The 17,068-nt window shown below is 73.6% G+C and carries 15 protein-coding genes; 9 read left to right on the plus strand and 6 right to left on the minus strand.

Annotated features, from left to right (window positions below; all coding sequences use genetic code 11):
* Positions 1-14 precede the first annotated feature (14 nt).
* Both IE311_RS08725 and IE311_RS08730 read right to left on the minus strand, forming a co-directional pair.
* A complete protein-coding gene (locus IE311_RS08725; protein ID WP_189830987.1) occupies positions 15-431 on the minus strand; it encodes a ferritin-like domain-containing protein in 417 nt (138 codons plus the stop codon).
* The gene (locus tag IE311_RS08730; protein ID WP_189830988.1) at positions 428-997 is read right to left on the minus strand and encodes a hypothetical protein; all 570 of its coding nucleotides are present in this window, start codon (positions 995-997) and stop codon (positions 428-430) included. Before IE311_RS08730 ends, IE311_RS08725 begins: the two co-directional genes overlap by 4 nt.
* Positions 998-1,176: 179 nt before the next feature.
* On the opposite strand from IE311_RS08730, the gene rimP reads away from it, so the two are divergent.
* The 9 genes from rimP to IE311_RS08775 all read left to right on the plus strand — a co-directional run bounded on the left by rimP (position 1,177) and on the right by IE311_RS08775 (position 12,919).
* On the plus strand, positions 1,177-1,674 hold the full coding sequence (rimP, locus tag IE311_RS08735; protein ID WP_189830989.1) for a ribosome maturation factor RimP: 498 nt from the start codon (positions 1,177-1,179) through the stop codon (positions 1,672-1,674).
* Positions 1,675-1,676: 2 nt separating this feature from the next.
* The gene (gene nusA / locus IE311_RS08740; RefSeq protein WP_189830990.1) at positions 1,677-2,672 is read left to right on the plus strand and encodes a transcription termination factor NusA; all 996 of its coding nucleotides are present in this window, start codon (positions 1,677-1,679) and stop codon (positions 2,670-2,672) included.
* A gap of 74 nt (positions 2,673-2,746) precedes the next feature.
* On the plus strand, positions 2,747-3,028 hold the full coding sequence (locus tag IE311_RS08745) for a YlxR family protein (protein WP_189830991.1): 282 nt from the start codon (positions 2,747-2,749) through the stop codon (positions 3,026-3,028).
* Positions 3,029-3,180: 152 nt separating this feature from the next.
* Complete coding sequence (infB, locus tag IE311_RS08750; protein ID WP_189830992.1) at positions 3,181-6,291, plus strand: translation initiation factor IF-2; 3,111 nt, start codon at positions 3,181-3,183, stop codon at positions 6,289-6,291.
* 145 nt (positions 6,292-6,436) lie between these two features.
* Positions 6,437-6,730, plus strand: coding sequence for a DUF503 domain-containing protein (locus tag IE311_RS08755; RefSeq protein ID WP_189830993.1), 294 nt, complete (start codon positions 6,437-6,439; stop codon positions 6,728-6,730).
* 29 nt (positions 6,731-6,759) lie between these two features.
* Positions 6,760-7,200 (plus strand): 30S ribosome-binding factor RbfA, encoded by a 441-nt coding sequence (gene rbfA / locus IE311_RS08760; protein WP_030322427.1) that lies wholly within the window; start codon positions 6,760-6,762, stop codon positions 7,198-7,200.
* On the plus strand, positions 7,197-8,096 hold the full coding sequence (gene truB, locus IE311_RS08765; protein ID WP_189830994.1) for a tRNA pseudouridine(55) synthase TruB: 900 nt from the start codon (positions 7,197-7,199) through the stop codon (positions 8,094-8,096). Before rbfA ends, truB begins: the two co-directional genes overlap by 4 nt.
* Before the next feature lie 202 nt (positions 8,097-8,298).
* Complete coding sequence (locus IE311_RS08770) at positions 8,299-11,919, plus strand: S1 family peptidase (protein ID WP_189830995.1); 3,621 nt, start codon at positions 8,299-8,301, stop codon at positions 11,917-11,919.
* A gap of 31 nt (positions 11,920-11,950) precedes the next feature.
* Positions 11,951-12,919, plus strand: a complete 969-nt coding sequence (locus IE311_RS08775; protein WP_189830996.1) for a bifunctional riboflavin kinase/FAD synthetase — start codon at positions 11,951-11,953, stop codon at positions 12,917-12,919.
* Between the two features lie 93 nt (positions 12,920-13,012).
* Here IE311_RS08775 and IE311_RS08780 read toward each other — a convergent pair whose 3' ends face one another.
* The 4 genes from IE311_RS08780 to IE311_RS08795 are packed head-to-tail and all read right to left on the minus strand — an operon-like array spanning position 13,013 to position 17,068.
* Positions 13,013-14,023 carry an ABC transporter ATP-binding protein gene (locus IE311_RS08780; protein WP_189830997.1) on the minus strand — a complete coding sequence of 337 codons (1,011 nt, stop codon included), beginning with the start codon at positions 14,021-14,023 and terminating at the stop codon, positions 13,013-13,015.
* Positions 14,020-14,994 (minus strand): ABC transporter ATP-binding protein, encoded by a 975-nt coding sequence (locus IE311_RS08785; protein WP_189830998.1) that lies wholly within the window; start codon positions 14,992-14,994, stop codon positions 14,020-14,022. Before IE311_RS08785 ends, IE311_RS08780 begins: the two co-directional genes overlap by 4 nt.
* Complete coding sequence (locus IE311_RS08790; protein WP_189830999.1) at positions 14,991-16,010, minus strand: ABC transporter permease; 1,020 nt, start codon at positions 16,008-16,010, stop codon at positions 14,991-14,993. The genes IE311_RS08785 and IE311_RS08790 overlap by 4 nt, the downstream gene beginning before the upstream one ends.
* On the minus strand, positions 16,007-17,068 hold the full coding sequence (locus tag IE311_RS08795; RefSeq protein ID WP_189831000.1) for an ABC transporter permease: 1,062 nt from the start codon (positions 17,066-17,068) through the stop codon (positions 16,007-16,009). Before IE311_RS08795 ends, IE311_RS08790 begins: the two co-directional genes overlap by 4 nt.

Below are 17,068 nucleotides of genomic sequence, written 5' to 3' on the forward strand. Positions count from 1 at the left end.
GGTCGGGGCCGGACTCACACCCGCTCGGCGAGCCCAGGAAAGGTTACGTCGCTGCCGCGCCATCGGACCGCGCGTACCGCCGCCTCCCGGAGCGCGGCGGCCGCCTCGCGCCGCCCGCGGCCCTCGGAGGCCCGGACGAGGTCGGAGTAGACCCCGGCCACCCGGTCCTCGAGGACGGCGGCGAGTCGTACGGCGCCGGCCGGGTCCGCGACCCGGAACGGCAGCTCGTACGCGGCCTCCGCCATCACCGGTGTGCCGCCGAGGTCGCGGACGGCCCTGCGCAGCGCGTCCCGGTGTGCCCGGTGGGCCTCGTACGCGGCCGTGGCCTCGGCCCGGCGTTCCGTGCCGATCCGGCCGCCGACGACCCCGTACCCGTACACCGCCGCGTGCTCGGCGGCCAGCGCGGCCTGGGTCGCGTCGAGGGCGCTCATGCCCGGGCTCCTTCGGTCAGCAGATAGGCGTGCGCGGCGCCGGCCGCGGCCACCGAGGCGAGCAGCCGGGCGTACTCGGGCGGGGCGGTGAGCAGCGCGGCGGTGTGCGCGTCGGAGGCCGTGCGTTCGGCCGCCGCGAGTTCCCTCAGCGCGGCCCGGGGGTCGGTGGCCACGGGCACGGGGGAGGCGGTGGGCTTCGCAGAGGCAGAGGCAGAGGCAGAGGCAGAGGAGGTAGAGGCCGGGGCGGCCGTCGCCGGCCGTACCGTCGTACCGCCCTCGCCGAGGGCCACGGCGTGCGCCGCCACCGAGCGCCGCAGCGGGTTCAGCCGGGGTGCGAGGGCCGGGTGCGCGGCGAGGGCGGCGTCGTAACGTTCCAGCAGGGTCCTGGAGGCGGCCACGGAGCGCAGCCGGAGGGCCGCCTCGGCGCGTGCCACCCGCTCGGCCTCCAGTTCGGCGGCTCCGGGCTTCCTCGGGGCGGGCTCTTCCGAGGTGCAGCCCGAGAGCGCCGCCGCGGCGGCGGCCGAGACCCCCGCCGTCAGGAGTGCGCGCCTGCCCGTCGTCGTCACGCTCTCTCCCTCGGCCGTGGTACGTCGTCGAAGATCGTCGGGATCACCGCAGGCGAGCGTACCCGCGGCCCCCGGGGCGGTGGACGGCAACACCCCCCGGGACCGGATACCCTTTGGTCTGACACGCGACGAACACGCGGCGAACCCACAACAGCACACGCGGCCGAGGAGTCACCCGGATGAGCACCACCCAGAGCGACAGGCTGCGCGGACTCGTGGAGCCGCTGGTCCACGCGAAGGACCTGGATCTGGAAGAGATCGAGGTGTCCCGGGCCGGCCGCCGCGGACTGGTGAGGATCGTCGTCGATTCGGACGAGGGCGTGGAGCTGGACGCCTGTGCCGAGCTGAGCCGCGCGATCTCCGAGAAGCTCGACGAGACCGACGTGATGGGCGAGGGCGAGTACGTCCTCGAAGTCAGTTCCCCCGGCGCCGACCGCCCCCTGACCCAGCACCGCCACTACGTGCGCGCCACGGGCCGTCTGGTCAAGCTCCAGCTCGCCGAGACCGAAGAACTGGTCGCACGGATTCTCGCCGTGGACGAGAACGGCCTCGACCTCGAGGTGCCGGGCGTGAAGGGGCGCAAGCCCACCGCCCGCCGGGTCGAGTTCGCCGACATCGTCAAGGCGCGTGTCGAGATCGAGTTCAACCGCAAGGACAAGAAGGAAGAGGAGGCGTAGCCGTGGACATCGACGTGAAGCTGCTCAAGGGCTTGGCGCATGAGAAGGAGATCTCCTTCGACCTGCTGGTCGAGGCGATCGAGTCGGCCCTCCTCATCGCCTACCACCGCACCCCCGACGCCCGCCGCCACGCGCGCGTGGAGCTGGACCGGCTCACCGGTCACGTGACGGTGTGGGCGAAGGAAGACCCCTCCGATCTGGAGGAGGGCCAGGAGCCCAAGGACTTCGACGACACCCCGTCGGACTTCGGCCGGATCGCCGCGAGCACCGCCCGCCAGGTGATCCAGCAGCGTCTGCGCGACGCGGAGAACGACGTGACGTTCGGCGAGTACGCGCGCCGCGAGGGCGATGTCGTCGCCGGTGTCGTGCAGCAGGGCAAGGACCCGAAGAACGTCCTCGTCCGGCTCGACGACAAGCTGGAGGCCATTCTTCCGGTGCAGGAGCAGGTGCCGGGCGAGGACTACACGCACGGTCTGCGGCTGCGGACGTACGTCGTCCGGGTGGCGAAGGGTGTGCGCGGCCCGTCCGTCACCCTTTCGCGTACCCACCCCAATCTGGTGAAGAAGCTCTTCGCCCTCGAGGTGCCGGAGATCGCCGACGGCTCGGTCGAGATCGCGGCGATCGCCCGTGAGGCCGGTCACCGCACCAAGATCGCCGTTCGTTCCACCCGTTCGGGTCTGAACCCCAAGGGTGCCTGCATCGGCCCGATGGGCAGCCGCGTCCGCAATGTGATGGCGGAGCTGCTCGGCGAGAAGATCGACATCGTCGACTGGTCGGACGACCCGGCCGAGATGGTGGCGAACGCCCTCTCCCCGGCCCGGGTCTCCCGGGTCGAGGTCGTCGACATGGCCGCCCGCTCCGCGCGGGTGACGGTGCCGGACTACCAGCTGTCGCTGGCGATCGGCAAGGAGGGCCAGAACGCCCGCCTCGCCGCGCGTCTCACCGGATGGCGGATCGACATCCGTCCGGACACGGAGCCGAGCGGTTCCGAGGACTGAGCCGTTTTTTGGCCAACGAGTGTTCGATTCTTGCCCCGAACAGGTGAGGTCGGTACGGGGAGGTAGACTTAATCGTGTCTGGCCGGACGCATGCCCGCGCGTGCCCTGAGCGAACCTGTGTGGGGTGCCGGGAGCGAGCGGCCAAGAGCGATCTGCTGCGGATCGTGGTGAACAAGGACGAGTGCGTTCCTGATCATCGCGGTACGCTGCCCGGCCGGGGTGCGTACGTGCACCCCGCCGTGGCTTGTCTCGATCTGGCGGTCCGCCGCCGGGCGTTCCCGAGAGCCTTCAAGGTCCAGGGCCCGCTCGAAACAGCGGAACTGCGTCAGCACGTCGAACAGCCGGCACCGCAGTGAAACAAGAAGTACGGCACGGAACACCGTGCGGTCAGGTACCTCGCGAGTTGGAAGTAGGTCGAGATTGCGATGAGCACTCGATGAGTACGCGATGAGTACGCCCATGAAGTAGCGACGGTCCGGCGGTAACCCGGACCTCACAAAGGAGCAAAGTGGCTAAGGTCCGGGTATACGAACTCGCCAAGGAGTTCGGTGTGGAGAGCAAGGTCGTCATGGCCAAGCTCCAGGAACTCGGTGAATTCGTCCGTTCGGCGTCCTCGACGATCGAGGCGCCGGTCGTGCGCAAGTTGACTGACGCTTTGCAGGGTCCCGGCGGCAACGCCGGCAAGACCGCTGCCAAGCCCGGCGCGCCCCGCAAGGCGGCGCCCTCTCCCGCGGCGCCGTCTCCGGCCGCCGCGGCTCGTCCCGCTGCCCCCAAGCCCGGCGCCCCGGCCCCCAAGCCGGCCCCCGCGGCGCCTGCGGCGCCGGCCCCGGTCACTCCGGCCGCGCCCGCCGCGAGCAGCACCCCCTCCCAGGCTCCGGCCGCCTCGGGCCCCCGCCCGGGCCCGAAGCCCGCGCCCAAGCCGGTCACCCCGGCTCCGGCCGCCCCCGAGTTCACCGCGCCGCCGGCGGCTCCCGCCGCCGGTCAGCGCCCCGGTGGCGCCGCCCAGGGACCCCGTCCCACCGGCGACCGCCCCGAGCGTCCGGCCCGTCCGGGCCAGGGTGCGCCGCGTCCGCAGGGCCAGGGTGCCCCGCGTCCGCAGGGCCAGGGCGCTCCGCGTCCGGGCGGTGCCCGTCCGGCCGGTCCGCGTCCGGGCAACAACCCCTTCACCTCGGGTGGCTCCACCGGCATGGCGCGTCCGCAGACGCCCCGTCCGGGTGGCGGCGCTCCCCGTCCCGGCGGCCCCGGTGCCGCTCCGGGCGCCCCGCGTCCGCAGGGTGGCCCCGGTGGCGCCCCGCGCCCGCAGGGTCAGGGCGGCGCGCGTCCCACCCCCGGTGGCATGCCTCGCCCGCAGGCTCCCCGTCCGGGCGGCGCGCCCGGCGGTAACCGTCCCAACCCGGGCATGATGCCGCAGCGTCCCGCTGCCGGCCCGCGTCCCGGTCCCGGCGGCGGTGGCCGTGGTCCCGGTGGCCCCGGCGGCCGTCCGGGTGGTCCCGGCGGTGGCGGCGGCGGTCGTCCCGGCTTCGCCGGTCGTCCGGCCGGTCCCGGCGGTGGCGGCGGCGGCTTCGCCGGTCGTCCCGGTGGTCCCGGTGGCGGCGGCGGTCGTCCGGGTGGTCCCGGCGGCGGTGGCGGCGGCTTCGGCGGTCGTCCCGGTGGCTTCGGTGGCCGTCCCGGCGGTCCGGGTGGACGTGGTGGCACGCAGGGCGCCTTCGGTCGTCCCGGCGGTCCCGCGCGTCGTGGTCGCAAGTCGAAGCGTCAGAGGCGCCAGGAGTACGAGGCCATGCAGGCCCCGTCCGTGGGCGGCGTGATGCTTCCCCGCGGTGGCGGCGAGGTCATTCGTCTGTCGCGCGGTGCCTCCCTCACCGACTTCGCCGAGAAGATCGGCGCCAACCCGGCGTCGCTCGTCGCGGTGATGATGAACCTCGGTGAGATGGTCACGGCCACGCAGTCCGTCTCCGACGACACGCTGACGATGCTCGGCGAGGAGATGAACTACACCGTTCAGATCGTCTCGCCGGAGGAGGAGGACCGCGAGCTCCTCGAGTCCTTCGACATCGAGTTCGGCGAGGACGAGGGCGGCGAAGAGGCTCTGGTCTCCCGTCCGCCGGTCGTCACCGTCATGGGTCACGTCGACCACGGTAAGACCCGACTTCTCGACGCGATCCGCAAGACGAACGTCGTCGCGGGCGAGGCCGGTGGCATCACCCAGCACATCGGTGCCTACCAGGTGGGTACCGAGGTCAACGGCGAAGAGCGTCGCATCACCTTCATCGACACCCCGGGTCACGAGGCGTTCACCGCCATGCGTGCCCGTGGTGCGAAGTCGACCGACATCGCGATCCTCGTGGTCGCGGCCAACGACGGCGTCATGCCGCAGACGATCGAGGCGCTCAACCACGCCAAGGCCGCCGGCGTCCCGATCGTCGTCGCGGTCAACAAGATCGACGTCGAGGGTGCGGACCCGACCAAGGTCCGCGGTCAGCTGACCGAGTTCGGTCTGGTGGCCGAGGAGTACGGCGGCGACACGATGTTCGTCGACATCTCCGCCAAGCAGGGTCTGCACATCGACTCCCTGCTGGAGGCCGTGGTCCTCACCGCGGACGCCTCGCTCGACCTGCGGGCCAACCCGAACCAGGACGCGCAGGGTATTGCGATCGAGTCCCACCTCGACCGCGGTCGCGGTGCCGTCTCGACCGTCCTGGTCCAGCGCGGAACGCTGCGCATCGGCGACACCGTGGTGGTCGGCGACGCGTACGGCCGCGTCCGGGCGATGCTCGACGACAAGGGCAACAACGTCGAGGAGGCGACTCCGTCGACTCCCGTCCTCGTCCTGGGTCTCACCAACGTCCCGGGTGCCGGCGACAACCTCCTGGTCGTCGACGAGGACCGTACGGCCCGTCAGATCGCCGAGAAGCGCGCTGCGCGTGAGCGCAACGCCGCCTTCGCCAAGCGCGTCCGCCGGGTGTCCCTCGAGGACCTCGACAAGGTGCTCAAGGCCGGTCTCGTCCAGGAACTCAACCTCATCATCAAGGGCGACGCGTCCGGTGCGGTCGAGGCCCTCGAGGCCTCGCTGCTCCAGCTCGACGTCGGCGAAGAGGTCGACATCCGTGTCCTGCACCGCGGTGTGGGTGCGGTCACCGAGTCGGACATCGACCTGGCCATGGGCTCCGACGCCATCGTCATCGGCTACAACGTCCGTGCGGCCGGCCGTGCCGCGCAGATGGCGGAGCGCGAGGGCGTCGACGTCCGGTACTACTCGGTCATCTACCAGGCGATCGAGGAGATCGAGGCGGCGCTCAAGGGCCTCCTCAAGCCGGAGTACGAAGAGGTCGAGCTCGGTACGGCGGAGATCCGCGAGGTCTTCCGCTCGTCCAAGCTGGGCAACATCGCCGGTGTCCTCATCCGCTCCGGCGAGGTCAAGCGCAACACCAAGGCGCGCCTCGTCCGCGACGGCAAGGTCATCGCCGAGGACCTCACGATCCACGGTCTGCGCCGCTTCAAGGACGACGTCACCGAGATCCGCGAAGGCTTCGAGGGCGGTATCAACCTCGGAAACTTCAACGACATCAAGATCGACGACGTCATCGCGACGTACGAGATGCGCGAGAAGCCGCGCGCCTGATCGCGTCCGATCGCAGCAGTGAGCCGGGGCCGGTCGGCGGAAAGTATTCCGTCGATCGGCCCCGGCCGTTGCGTGTACGGTTTCGGTGTCCCCGCCGAGTGGTCGGCGGGCACCGAACCCGAACCGGCGGGACATCCGGACATACATGTATGTGGGGACACTGTCCTTCGATCTGCTCCTCGGCGACGTACGTTCGTTGAAGGAGAAACGCTCCGTCGTCAAGCCGATCGTGGCCGAGCTCCAGCGGAAATTCGCGGTGAGCGTGGCGGAGGTCGGCGGCCAGAACCTCCATCGGCGGGCCGAGATCGGCGTCGCGATGGTGTCGGGGGATCCGGGACACCTCAGCGACGTACTGGACCGGTGCGAGCGGCTCGTCGCCGCGCGTCCCGAGGTGGAGCTGCTGTCGGTGCGCCGCAGGCTCCACACTGATGAAGACTGATTGAGCAAGGCAAAGAAGGAGAAGGACCAGTGGCCGACAACGCGCGGGCGAAGAAGCTGGCAGACCTCATCCGGGAGGTGGTCGCCGAGAAGCTGCAGCGCGGCATCAAGGACCCCCGCCTGGGCACGCACGTGACCATCACGGACACCCGCGTCACCGGCGACCTGCGGGAGGCCACGGTCTTCTACACGGTCTACGGCGACGACGAGGAGCGGGCGAGCGCCGCAGCCGGACTGGAGAGCGCCAAGGGCATCCTCCGTTCGGCCGTGGGCCGCGCGGCGGGGACCAAGTTCACCCCCACCCTGGCCTTCGTGGCCGACGCCCTCCCGGAGAACGCCAAGACGATCGAGGACCTCCTCGACAAGGCGCGGGCCTCGGACGCCCAGGTGCGGGAGGCGTCCTCGGGCGCCCACTTCGCGGGCGACGCCGACCCCTACAAGAAGCCGGGCGAGGACGAAGCCGCCGAATGAGCAACGCAGCACGCACGCCCGACGGCCTTGTCATCGTCGACAAGCCGTCGGGCTTCACCTCGCACGACGTCGTGGCCAAGATGCGGGGGATCGCGAAGACCCGCCGGGTGGGCCACGCCGGCACGCTCGACCCCATGGCCACCGGCGTCCTCGTCCTCGGCGTGGAGCGGGCGACGAAGCTCCTCGGTCACCTCGCGCTGACCGAGAAGGAGTACCTGGGCACGATCCGCCTGGGCCAGACGACGGTCACCGACGACGCCGAGGGCGAGATCACGGCCTCCGTCGACGCCTCCAAGGTGACCCGCGAGGGCATCGACGCGGGCGTCGCCGAGCTGACCGGCGCCATCATGCAGGTGCCGTCGAAGGTCTCCGCGATCAAGATCGACGGCAAGCGGTCGTACGCCCGTGTGCGCGGCGGCGAGGAGTTCGAGATCCCGGCCCGCCCGGTCACCGTCTCCTCCTTCCAGGTGTACGACGTCCGTGAGGCGACCGCCGAGGACGGCACCCCCGTCGTCGACCTGGTCGTCTCCGTCGTCTGCTCCTCCGGTACGTACATCCGGGCGCTCGCCCGGGACCTCGGCGCGGGGCTCGGCGTGGGCGGTCATCTGACCGCGCTGCGCCGCACCCGGGTCGGGCCGTACAAGCTGGACGCGGCGAAGACCCTCGACCAGCTCCAGCAGGAGCTGACGGTCATGCCGGTCGCCGACGCGGCCTCGGCGGCGTTCCCCCGGTGGGAGGTCGACGAGAAGCGGGCCAAGCTGCTGCTCAACGGCGTCCGCCTGGAGATGCCGGAGTACCCGGCCGGTCCGGTCGCGGTCTTCGGGCCCGACGGGACGCTGCTGGCGCTCGTGGAGGACCAGCGGGGCAAGGCCAAGAGCCTCGCCGTCTTCGGCTGATCCGGACGGTTCACGGCCGGCTGTGGGGCGGGCACGCGCGCGTGCCCCCCCCCCCACTTGTCTCCCCCTGCCGGAGCCTGTCCCGCCGAACGCCGGAGAATCACCCGATCAGGGAGGCGCTCGGAGTGAACGGGGGAGTGACCGGGGGCGCGTTTCCCTTCCTGGTTCTTCGCGTGATCACCGGCGACCTACCGTCGACTCCATGGGACGCGGGGACCTGGCGACGCTGGTACGGATCTGCGATCTGGCGGGCCGGCCTCGCGGCACCGGATTCCTCGCCGACCACCACGGAACGGTCGTCACCAGTCACGAAGCCGTCGACGGGCTGAGCCGTGTCGTCCTGCACGCCCCCGGCGACCGGACCTGGCTCGCCGAGGCCGAGGCCGTCACCGCCCTGCCGGAGAGCGGCCTCGCGCTCGTACGGACCGAAGGGCTCGGAGTCCGACCGCTGCCGGTCGCGACCCGCGCCGAGATCGAGCCCGGCACCTACGTACGGATCGCCGCCCACGGCTGGCGCGAGGCGCGCGTCCTCGGCCCGGCGGCCGTCACGTACACCGCCACCGACCGCTTCCACACCCTCGCCGACGCCCTCGAACTCGTCATCGGCACCGAGGGGGCCGAGGCGCTCCGGCTCGGCGGAGACGCCGCGGGCGGTCCCGTCCTCGACACCACCACCGGCACCGTCCTCGCCGTCCTCGGCACCGCCCTGCACGGCGACCGCCAGGGCGCCGGATACGCGGTGCCGCTCCGGCCGGCGGGCCCCCTCTCCGCCCTCCTGCGGCGCAACGCGGCCACCGTCCCCGCCTACGGCCCCGACCTCAACCTCGCCGGAATCCTGGAGCTCACCGCCACCTCCACCGGGCCCGCACCGGAACCCGACCCCTGGCCCGAGCCCGTCGAACGCCCCGATTGCGTCCGGGAGTTCGCCCGCTTCACCGCCGGCGAGGTGCCGGTCCTGGCGCTCGTCGGCGCCCCCGGCACCGGCCGTACGACCGCCCTCGCCGCCCTCTGCGCCCGGCGCGCCCGGGGGGTCGCACCCGCCCCCACCGTCCGGCTGCGCGGCGCCGACCTGCGCGCCGAGGACGGCTCGCTCGCCGACGCCGTCGGCCGCGCCCTGCACCAGGCGGGCCGGATCGTCGCGGCCTCCGGGGCGTCCGGCGACACCACCACCGCCACCCCGGAGCGGGCCGCCGCCCTCGCCCACGCGGCGGGCCGCCCGCTGCTCGTCCTCCTCGACGGCCCCGAGGAGATGCCCCCGCTCCTCGCCCACCGGCTCGCCGACTGGACGACGGCCACCGAGGCCTGGCTCCGCGCCCACCACGTCCATCTCGTCACGGCATGCCGCCCCGAGCACTGGGAGCGGGCCGGCGCCCTCTACAACCCGCGGGCCCTGCACCGGCCGGCGACCGGCCCCGGCGCCGGACTGCCCGCCGCCCTCGTCCTCGGGTCGTACTCGGAGACGGAGGCGCGGTCCGTGCGCGAGGGGTACGGGATCGGGGAGGCGGACCTCGCCGAGGCCGACGCCCGCCACCCGCTCGCCCTGCGGCTGCTCGCCGAGGTACGGACCGCGCTGCCGGGGGACGTGCCGGGGAGGCCCGGGCGCGAGGAGATCTTCACCGCCTATCTGGACCTGATGTGTCTGCGGACCGCCGTCCGGATCGCGGCGGGCTCCCGGCCCCTCGTCCGGGGGGCCGCCGTACGCCGGCTCGCCGCGCGCGTGACCGGCCAGGTCCACGAGGCGGCCCGCCGCTGTCTCGGCCCGGGGCACGGCGTCCTCGACCGGGCCTCCTTCGAGGAGCTCTTCCCCTGGCGGGAGGGCTGGGCCTCTGCCGTCCTCACCGAAGGGCTGCTCGTCCCGGCGGGCTCCGGCTACCGCTTCGCCCACGAGGAGGTGGCCGACTGGGTGCAGGCGGCCCATCTGGACCTGGACGGCGCGCTCCGGGCCCTGCTCGGCCCGGGGGCCGATGCCCCGCCCCCGCCGGAGCCCGGTGCCCCGATCCCACCGACGTCCGCTGCCCGCGCTCCGTCGCCGCCCACCGCCGGCCCCGCGCCCGTCCCCGTCCCCGCCCCCGGCCCCGTCGTCGTGTCCGCCCCCGGGCCTGTCGCCGTGCCCGGCCCCGCACCCGTGCCCGCGCCGGGCGTCCCCCGGCAGCGGACCCCCGCCGAGGCGCGCCCGCCCGTCCCCCGTCACCGCATCGGCCCGGTGCTCCAGGCCCTCCTGCTGCTCCACCACGAGCGCGGCCCGGCAGGTCTCGCCCCCCGCCTCGCCGCGCTCGTCGAGGCCCTCGACGGCTTCGCCGGCGAGGAGGGCGGAGAGCCGGGCGACGGGCCCTGGTGGGCCGCCCGGCTGTTCGGCGAGAGCGTGCGCCGGCTGGGGGACCCCCGGCCGTACCTGCCCGTGCTGCGCCTGCTCGCGGACCGGATCGGGGCCCACGCCGAGCGGCACGCGGTCTTCGCCGGGTTCGGGCCCGCGTTCTGGCTGGGGCTCCCGCTCGGGGAGGACGAGCGGATCGATCTGCTGCGGCGGCTCGTGCCCGCGGACCCGCCGCCCGGCCCGGAAGCCCGCGACGACCGGGCGCTCGACGCGGTCGACGCCCTGCTCGCCGCCGACCCCCGGGGCGTCCAGCCGCTGCTCTGCCGCTGGTTCGGCGACGACCGGCCCCTCCCCGCCGTCCCGGGCGCCACCGTCGCCAGCGCGGCCCAGGCCCTGCTGCGCGCCCATCGGGCACTCGCCGTCGACGACCTGTGCGAGGCGCTCGTCGCCACCGCCCACCCGCTCGCCGACGGGCTCCTCGCCGCCCTCGCCGCGGACGAGCCCTCCGCCGTCTGCCGGGCCGTCGACCGCTGGGCCCACGACGACGGGCGCCCCGAGCGGCGCGTCGCCGCCGCCACTTACGGGCATCTGGTCGCCGGACACGCCACCGGCTCGGCCGACCGGGAACTCCTCCGCTTCGCCGCCCTCGCCCTGCTCGCCCGCCCCGGCGACCAGTCCCTCCACGGCGCCGCCCTCGGCCTGCTGATCCGCGACCCGCACACCCGCGCCCGCCATCTGCCCCGCGCCCTCGCCGAGCCCCGGGTGCCCGCGGGCGCCCTCGCCGAGGCCCTGGCGGCCGACCCCGGGCCGGTGCTCGCCGCCTTCGGGGCCCGGCTGCACGGCACGGGTGAGGTTCCCGCCGCCGCCCTGCGGGCGCTCGCCGAGGTCGACACGCCCGCGCTCGCCCGCCGCGTCACCGCCCTCGTCCGCGACTACGTCGCCCGCCACCCCGAGGGCGCAGGCCACGTGGCCGTCTTCGTCGACCGCCGGTTCGAGGACGGCCCGGCGGCCAGGTCCGTGCTCTTCCCGCTGGTCACCGGCCTGATCCGGGGCCGCCCCGCGCAGGTGCGCCGGGCCCTCGCCCCGGTTCTCGCGGCCCCCGGCAGCGGTGCCTCCCGTCATCTGCGGGCCGAACTGCTCGACGTACTCCTGGAGCACGAGCGCTACGAGTCGGAGACGGGGGAGCACACCGTCCTGGACGCCCTCCTGACGGCCGCCGCCGAGGGCGCGGACCGGCGCAGCGAGCCGCGCACCAAGGAGCTCACCCACCGGGCCGGCGCCCTGTGGGCCCGTACCCCCGAGGGCGCGGGGCGGCTCGACCCCGCCCTCGCGGGACTCGTCCGGGAGTGGCCCGTGTTCGCCGCCCTCCTCGCCGGCTGGACGGTCGCCGACCCCGGCCACTGGGCACCGCTGCTCGGTTCGGAGACCCTCCGGACCATGCTGAGCCACGGCACTTCCATGCCGATGCGAACCGATGGCCGTGAGCATGGCAGTCTTAGACCTGCGTAATCGGCGAACAGGCGGACGAGGAGCGGTCACAGTGCAGCGCTGGCGTGGCTTGGAGGACATCCCCCAGGACTGGGGGCGCAGCGTCGTCACCATCGGCTCCTACGACGGTGTGCACCGCGGGCACCAGCTGATCATCGGGCGCGCCGTCGAGCGCGCGAGGGAACTCGGCGTCCCCTCCGTCGTGGTCACCTTCGACCCGCACCCCTCGGAGGTCGTCCGGCCGGGCAGCCATCCGCCGCTGCTCGCCCCGCACCACCGGCGTGCCGAACTGATGGCCGGCCTCGGGGTGGACGCGGTGCTCGTGCTGCCGTTCACCGCCGAGTTCTCCCAGCTGTCCCCGGCCGCCTTCATCGTCAAGGTGCTCGTCGACAAGCTGCACGCGAAGGCCGTCATCGAGGGCCCCAACTTCCGCTTCGGGCACCGGGCCGCGGGCAACGTCGCCTTCCTGTCCGAGCTCGGCGCCACCTACGACTACGAGGTCGAGGTCATCGACCTGTTCGTCAGCGGTACGGCGGGCGGCGGCCTGCCCTTCTCCTCCACCCTCACCCGACGGCTCGTTGCCGAGGGCGACATGGCCGGGGCCTCCGAGATCCTCGGCCGCCCGCACCGGGTCGAGGGCATCGTGGTCCGCGGCGCGCAGCGGGGCCGCGAGCTCGGCTTCCCGACGGCCAACGTCGAGACCCTGCCGCACACCGCGATCCCGGCCGACGGCGTCTACGCCGGCTGGCTGACGGCCGCGGGGGAGCGGATGCCGGCGGCCATCTCGGTCGGCACGAACCCGCAGTTCGACGGCACGGAGCGGACGGTCGAGGCGTACGCGATCGACCGCGAGGGCCTCGACCTGTACGGGCTGCACGTGGCCGTGGAGTTCCTGGAGTACGTCCGCGGGATGCTCAAGTTCGACACCCTGGACGACCTGCTGGAGGCGATGGCCGGCGACGTGAAGCGCTGCCGGGAGCTGACCGAGGCGTACGACCGGGAGAACCCCCCGGCCGTCTGACGCCCGGGCCGCCCCGACCCGGTGGCCCCGCCCGTCACCGGGCCGACCGGCTCGGAGGCCCGAGGCCTCCAGGGCCGACCGGCTCGGACCGACTCAGACCGACGCCTCCCGCGCCACCCAGTGGCAGGCCACCTCCTGCTCCCCGCCACCGCCCAGGACCGGCAGGTTCTCGCCGCGGCAGCGGTCCGCGACCGCCGCCGCCTCGCCCGAGGCGAGGATCTGGCAGCGGGCGTGGAATCGGCAGCCGGACGGGACGCGGGACGGGTCCGGGGGCTCACCGGTCAGCACCACCGGAGCCCCCCCGGACTCGGGGAGCACCGACAGCAGCGCCCGGGTGTACGGGTGCCGGGGCCGGGTCAGTACGGATTCCACCGTGCCGGTCTCCACGACCCGGCCCAGGTACATCACCGCCACCCGGTCGGCGATGTTCCACGCGAGTCCCAGATCGTGTGTCACCACCAGCGCGGACAGCCCCAGTTCGTCCCTCAGGCGCAGCAGCAGCGCCAGGATCTCGCCCCGTACGGAGGCGTCGAGGGAGGCCACCGGCTCGTCGGCGACGATGAGCTCGGGCTCCAGGACGAGCGCGCCCGCGATGACCACCCGCTGCCGCTGCCCGCCGGACAGTTCGTGCGGGTAGCGCAGGAAGAAGCGCTCCGGGGGCCGCAGCCCGGCCCGCGCGAGGGCCCCGGCGACCGCCTCCCGCTCGTCGCCCGCGAATCCGTGGATCCGCAGCCCCTCCGCCACCGCGTCGTACACGGTGTGCCGGGGGTTCAGCGAGCCGCTCGGGTCCTGGAGGACCAGCTGCGCCCGTTTCCGGTAGGCCTTGAGGGCCCCGGCGGAGTAGGAGAGCGGCCGCCCGTCGAAGGCGACCGACCCCGACGTGGGCCGGACGAGACCGAGGAGCGAGCGGGCCAGGGTCGTCTTGCCGCAGCCCGACTCGCCGACGAGGGCCACGATCTCGCCCGCGCCGATGTCGAGGTCCACCCCGTCCACCGCGCGTGCGGGCGGCGCGCCCCGCCGCCCGGGGAAGGTGACGTGCAGTCCGCGTGCCGACAGCAGGGACGCCGCCTTCGTCTCCGTACGCTCGGCCGTCTCCGTACTCATGACGCGCTCCCCACATGGACGCAGGCGGCCCGGTGGTCCGCGCCGGCGACCCGCAGCTCCGGATCGAGTTCCCCGCAGGCGTCCACCGCCATCGGACAGCGGGGATGGAAGGTGCAGCCGCCGGGCAGGTCCGCCGGGTCCGGCGGGTCGCCCGGCAGACCGCGCGGGGCCCGCCGGGAGGCGAGGTCCCCGACGCGCGGGAACGCCGAGGACAGTGCCCGCCCGTAGGGGTGCTCGGCCGCCTCGTACACCGCCCGCGCCGGTCCCTCCTCGACGACCCGGCCCGCGTACATCACGGCGAGCCGGTCGCAGGTGTCGGCGAGGACCGCGAGGTCGTGGCTGATCATCAGGAGGCTGATGGACTGCTCGGCGACGAGCCGCTCGATCAGCCGGAGGATCTGCGCCTGGATCATCACGTCGAGCGCGGTCGTGGGCTCGTCCGCGACGATCAGCCGGGGATCGCAGGCGAGCGCCATCGCGATCATCACGCGCTGCCGCTGCCCGCCGGACAGCTCGTGCGGATAGGCGGCCGCGCGGGCGGCCGGAAGCCCGACGTGTTCGAGCAGCTCACCGGCCCGTCTGCGGGCCGCCGCCGGGGTCGCCCGGCCGTGCACGAGCAGCGGCTCGGCGATCTGGTCCCCGATCCGGTGCACCGCGTTGAGCGAGTGCATCGCGCCCTGGAAGACGATCGACGCGCCCGCCCAGCGCACGGCCCGCAGGTGTCCCCACTTCATGGCGAGGACGTCGTCGCCGTCGAGCAGGATCCGCCCCTCGATCCGCGCCGAGGCCGGAAGAAGCCGCAGCAGGGCGAGGGCGAGGGTGGACTTTCCGCAGCCGGACTCGCCGGCCACGCCCAGCTTGGTGCCCGTCTCCAGGGTCAGGTCGACCCCGCGTACGGCGGGCACGGCGGCCGCGCCCGACCCGTAGGTCACCCTGAGGTCCCGTACTTCCAGGAGGCTCTGCGCGGTCATCGACTCACCCCCAGCTTCGGATTGAGCACGGACTCGACGGCCCGCCCGCACAGGGTGAACGCGAGTGCCACCAGGGCGATGGCGATGCCGGGCGGGGCCAGGTACCACCAGTGCCCGGAGGAGACCGCGCCCGCGTCACGGGCGTCCTGGAGCATGCCGCCCCAGGAGACGACCGTCGGGTCGCCGAGTCCGAGGAAGGCGAGCGTCGCCTCGGTGAGGATGGCGGTCGAGATGCCGAGGGTGGTCTGCGCGAGCACCAGCGGCATCACGTTCGGCAGGACGTGCCTGCCCATGACGTGTCCGTGGCCGCCGCCGAGCGCGGTCGCCCGCTCGATGTACGGGCGGGACTCCACCGCGATCGTCTGGGCCCGCACCAGGCGGGCGGTGGTCGGCCAGGAGGTCACACCGATGGCCAGGACCACCGTCCACATCGACCGGGACATGACGGTGGCCAGCACGATCGCGAGGACCAGGGTCGGCATCACCAGGAACCAGTCGGTGATCCGCATGACGACGGTCGAGAACCAGCCGCCGTAGTGACCGGCGATGATGCCCACCAGGGTGCCGATGGCGACCGAGAGGACCGCCGCGAGCAGCCCCACGAGCAGGGAGATGCGCGCCCCCCAGATCAGCAGACCGAGCAGGGAGCGCCCGAACTGGTCGGTCCCCAGCGGGAATTCGGCGCTCGGTGGCTCCAGGGCCGTACCCGGGGCCTGTGTCACCGACTGCACGTCGGCGCCGACGGTCCACGGGGCGGTGAGGGCGAGCAGCGCGATGAGGGCGAGCCCGGCGAGGCCGAGGAGCCCGGCGCGGCGGGTGCGGTACGAGGCCCAGAAGCGGGCCACCGTGCTCCGGCGGCGCGCCCACGTCAGCGACGACTTCGTGGCAGGCGTCGACGCGGTGGCGGGGGGCGGCTTCTTCTTGCCGGGCGCGGTGGCGGGTGACGACTCCGTGGCGGGTGTCGTCCCCGAGGAGGCGGTCGTCCCCGAGGGGGCCGTCGGTTCGGTCGAGGTCATCGGCCCACCCGGGGGTCGAGCAGCGGATAGAGGAGGTCGGCGATCAGGTTCATCAGGATCATCGCTCCGGCGAAGACCACGAACAGTCCCTGGACGAGCGGCAGGTCCGGCACGCTCAGCGCCTGGTAGAACAGTCCGCCGAGGCCGGGCCAGGAGAAGACCGTCTCCACCAGGATCGATCCGGCCGCCACATGACCCAGGTTGATGAAGATCATGGTGACGGTCGGCAGGAGCGCGTTCGGTACGGCGTGCCGGCGTCGCACGTCGTCGTCGCGGAGCCCCTTCGCCCGCGCCGTCGTCAGATAGTCGCCGCCCATCTCGTCGAGCAGCGAGGAGCGCATCACCAGCAGGGTCTGCGCGTACCCGACGGCCACGAGCGTGACGACGGGCAGGACGAGGTGGTGGGCGACGTCGAGGACGTGGGCGAAGCCGGTCTCGCCCGTGCCCGACTCCATGCCGCCGGTGGGGAAGAGCCCGGGGATCGGACCCATGCCGACGGAGAACACGATGATGAGCAGCAGGCCGAGCCAGAAGGAGGGCACCGACCACAGGGTCAGGGCGATCCCGGTGTTCAGCCGGTCGCCGAGACCGCCGTGGCGCCAGGCGGAGCGGGTGCCGAGCCAGAGCCCGAGCGCCGAGTAGATCACCACGGCGACGCCGGTGAGCAGCAGCGTCGCGGGGAGCTTCTCCGCGATCAGCTCCCCGACCGGGGCGCGGAACTGGAACGAGGTGCCGAGGTCGCCGCCCAGCGCCTTGGCGCAGTAGTCGACGAATTGCTGCCACAGGGGCAGGTCGAGCCCGAACTGGCGGCGCAGGGTGGCGAGTTGTTCCGCCGATGTGGGGATGCCGTGCGTCATCGCCTTCACCGGGTCCCCGGGGATGATCCGGAAGAGGAAGAAGCTGGTGACGAGGACGGCGAAGAGGGAGACGAGCGCGCCGCCCAGCTTCCCCGCCGCGTGGCGGAGATAGCCGAGGGAGGAACCGGTGCGGGGTGCGCCGTCCGTGGCGCGGGCCTCTTCGGCCCGCGCCACGTCGGCGGGGGTGCTTGCCGTCGTCAC

Source organism: Streptomyces zaomyceticus, from assembly GCF_014656215.1.
GTDB classification, from domain to species: Bacteria; Actinomycetota; Actinomycetes; order Streptomycetales; family Streptomycetaceae; genus Streptomyces; species Streptomyces zaomyceticus.

Excerpts from the sequence above, each read along its gene's own strand:
- IE311_RS08780 (WP_189830997.1), bottom strand. The coding sequence starts at position 14,023 with ATGAGTACGGAGACGGCCGAGCGTACGGAGACGAAGGCGGCGTCCCTG.
- IE311_RS08755 (WP_189830993.1), top strand. The coding sequence starts at position 6,437 with ATGTATGTGGGGACACTGTCCTTCGATCTGCTCCTCGGCGACGTACGT.
- IE311_RS08785 (WP_189830998.1), bottom strand. The coding sequence starts at position 14,994 with ATGACCGCGCAGAGCCTCCTGGAAGTACGGGACCTCAGGGTGACCTAC.
- rimP (WP_189830989.1), top strand. The coding sequence starts at position 1,177 with ATGAGCACCACCCAGAGCGACAGGCTGCGCGGACTCGTGGAGCCGCTG.
- truB (WP_189830994.1), top strand. The coding sequence starts at position 7,197 with ATGAGCAACGCAGCACGCACGCCCGACGGCCTTGTCATCGTCGACAAG.
- IE311_RS08725 (WP_189830987.1), bottom strand. The coding sequence starts at position 431 with ATGAGCGCCCTCGACGCGACCCAGGCCGCGCTGGCCGCCGAGCACGCG.
- IE311_RS08790 (WP_189830999.1), bottom strand. The coding sequence starts at position 16,010 with ATGACCTCGACCGAACCGACGGCCCCCTCGGGGACGACCGCCTCCTCG.
- IE311_RS08770 (WP_189830995.1), top strand. The coding sequence starts at position 8,299 with ATGGGACGCGGGGACCTGGCGACGCTGGTACGGATCTGCGATCTGGCG.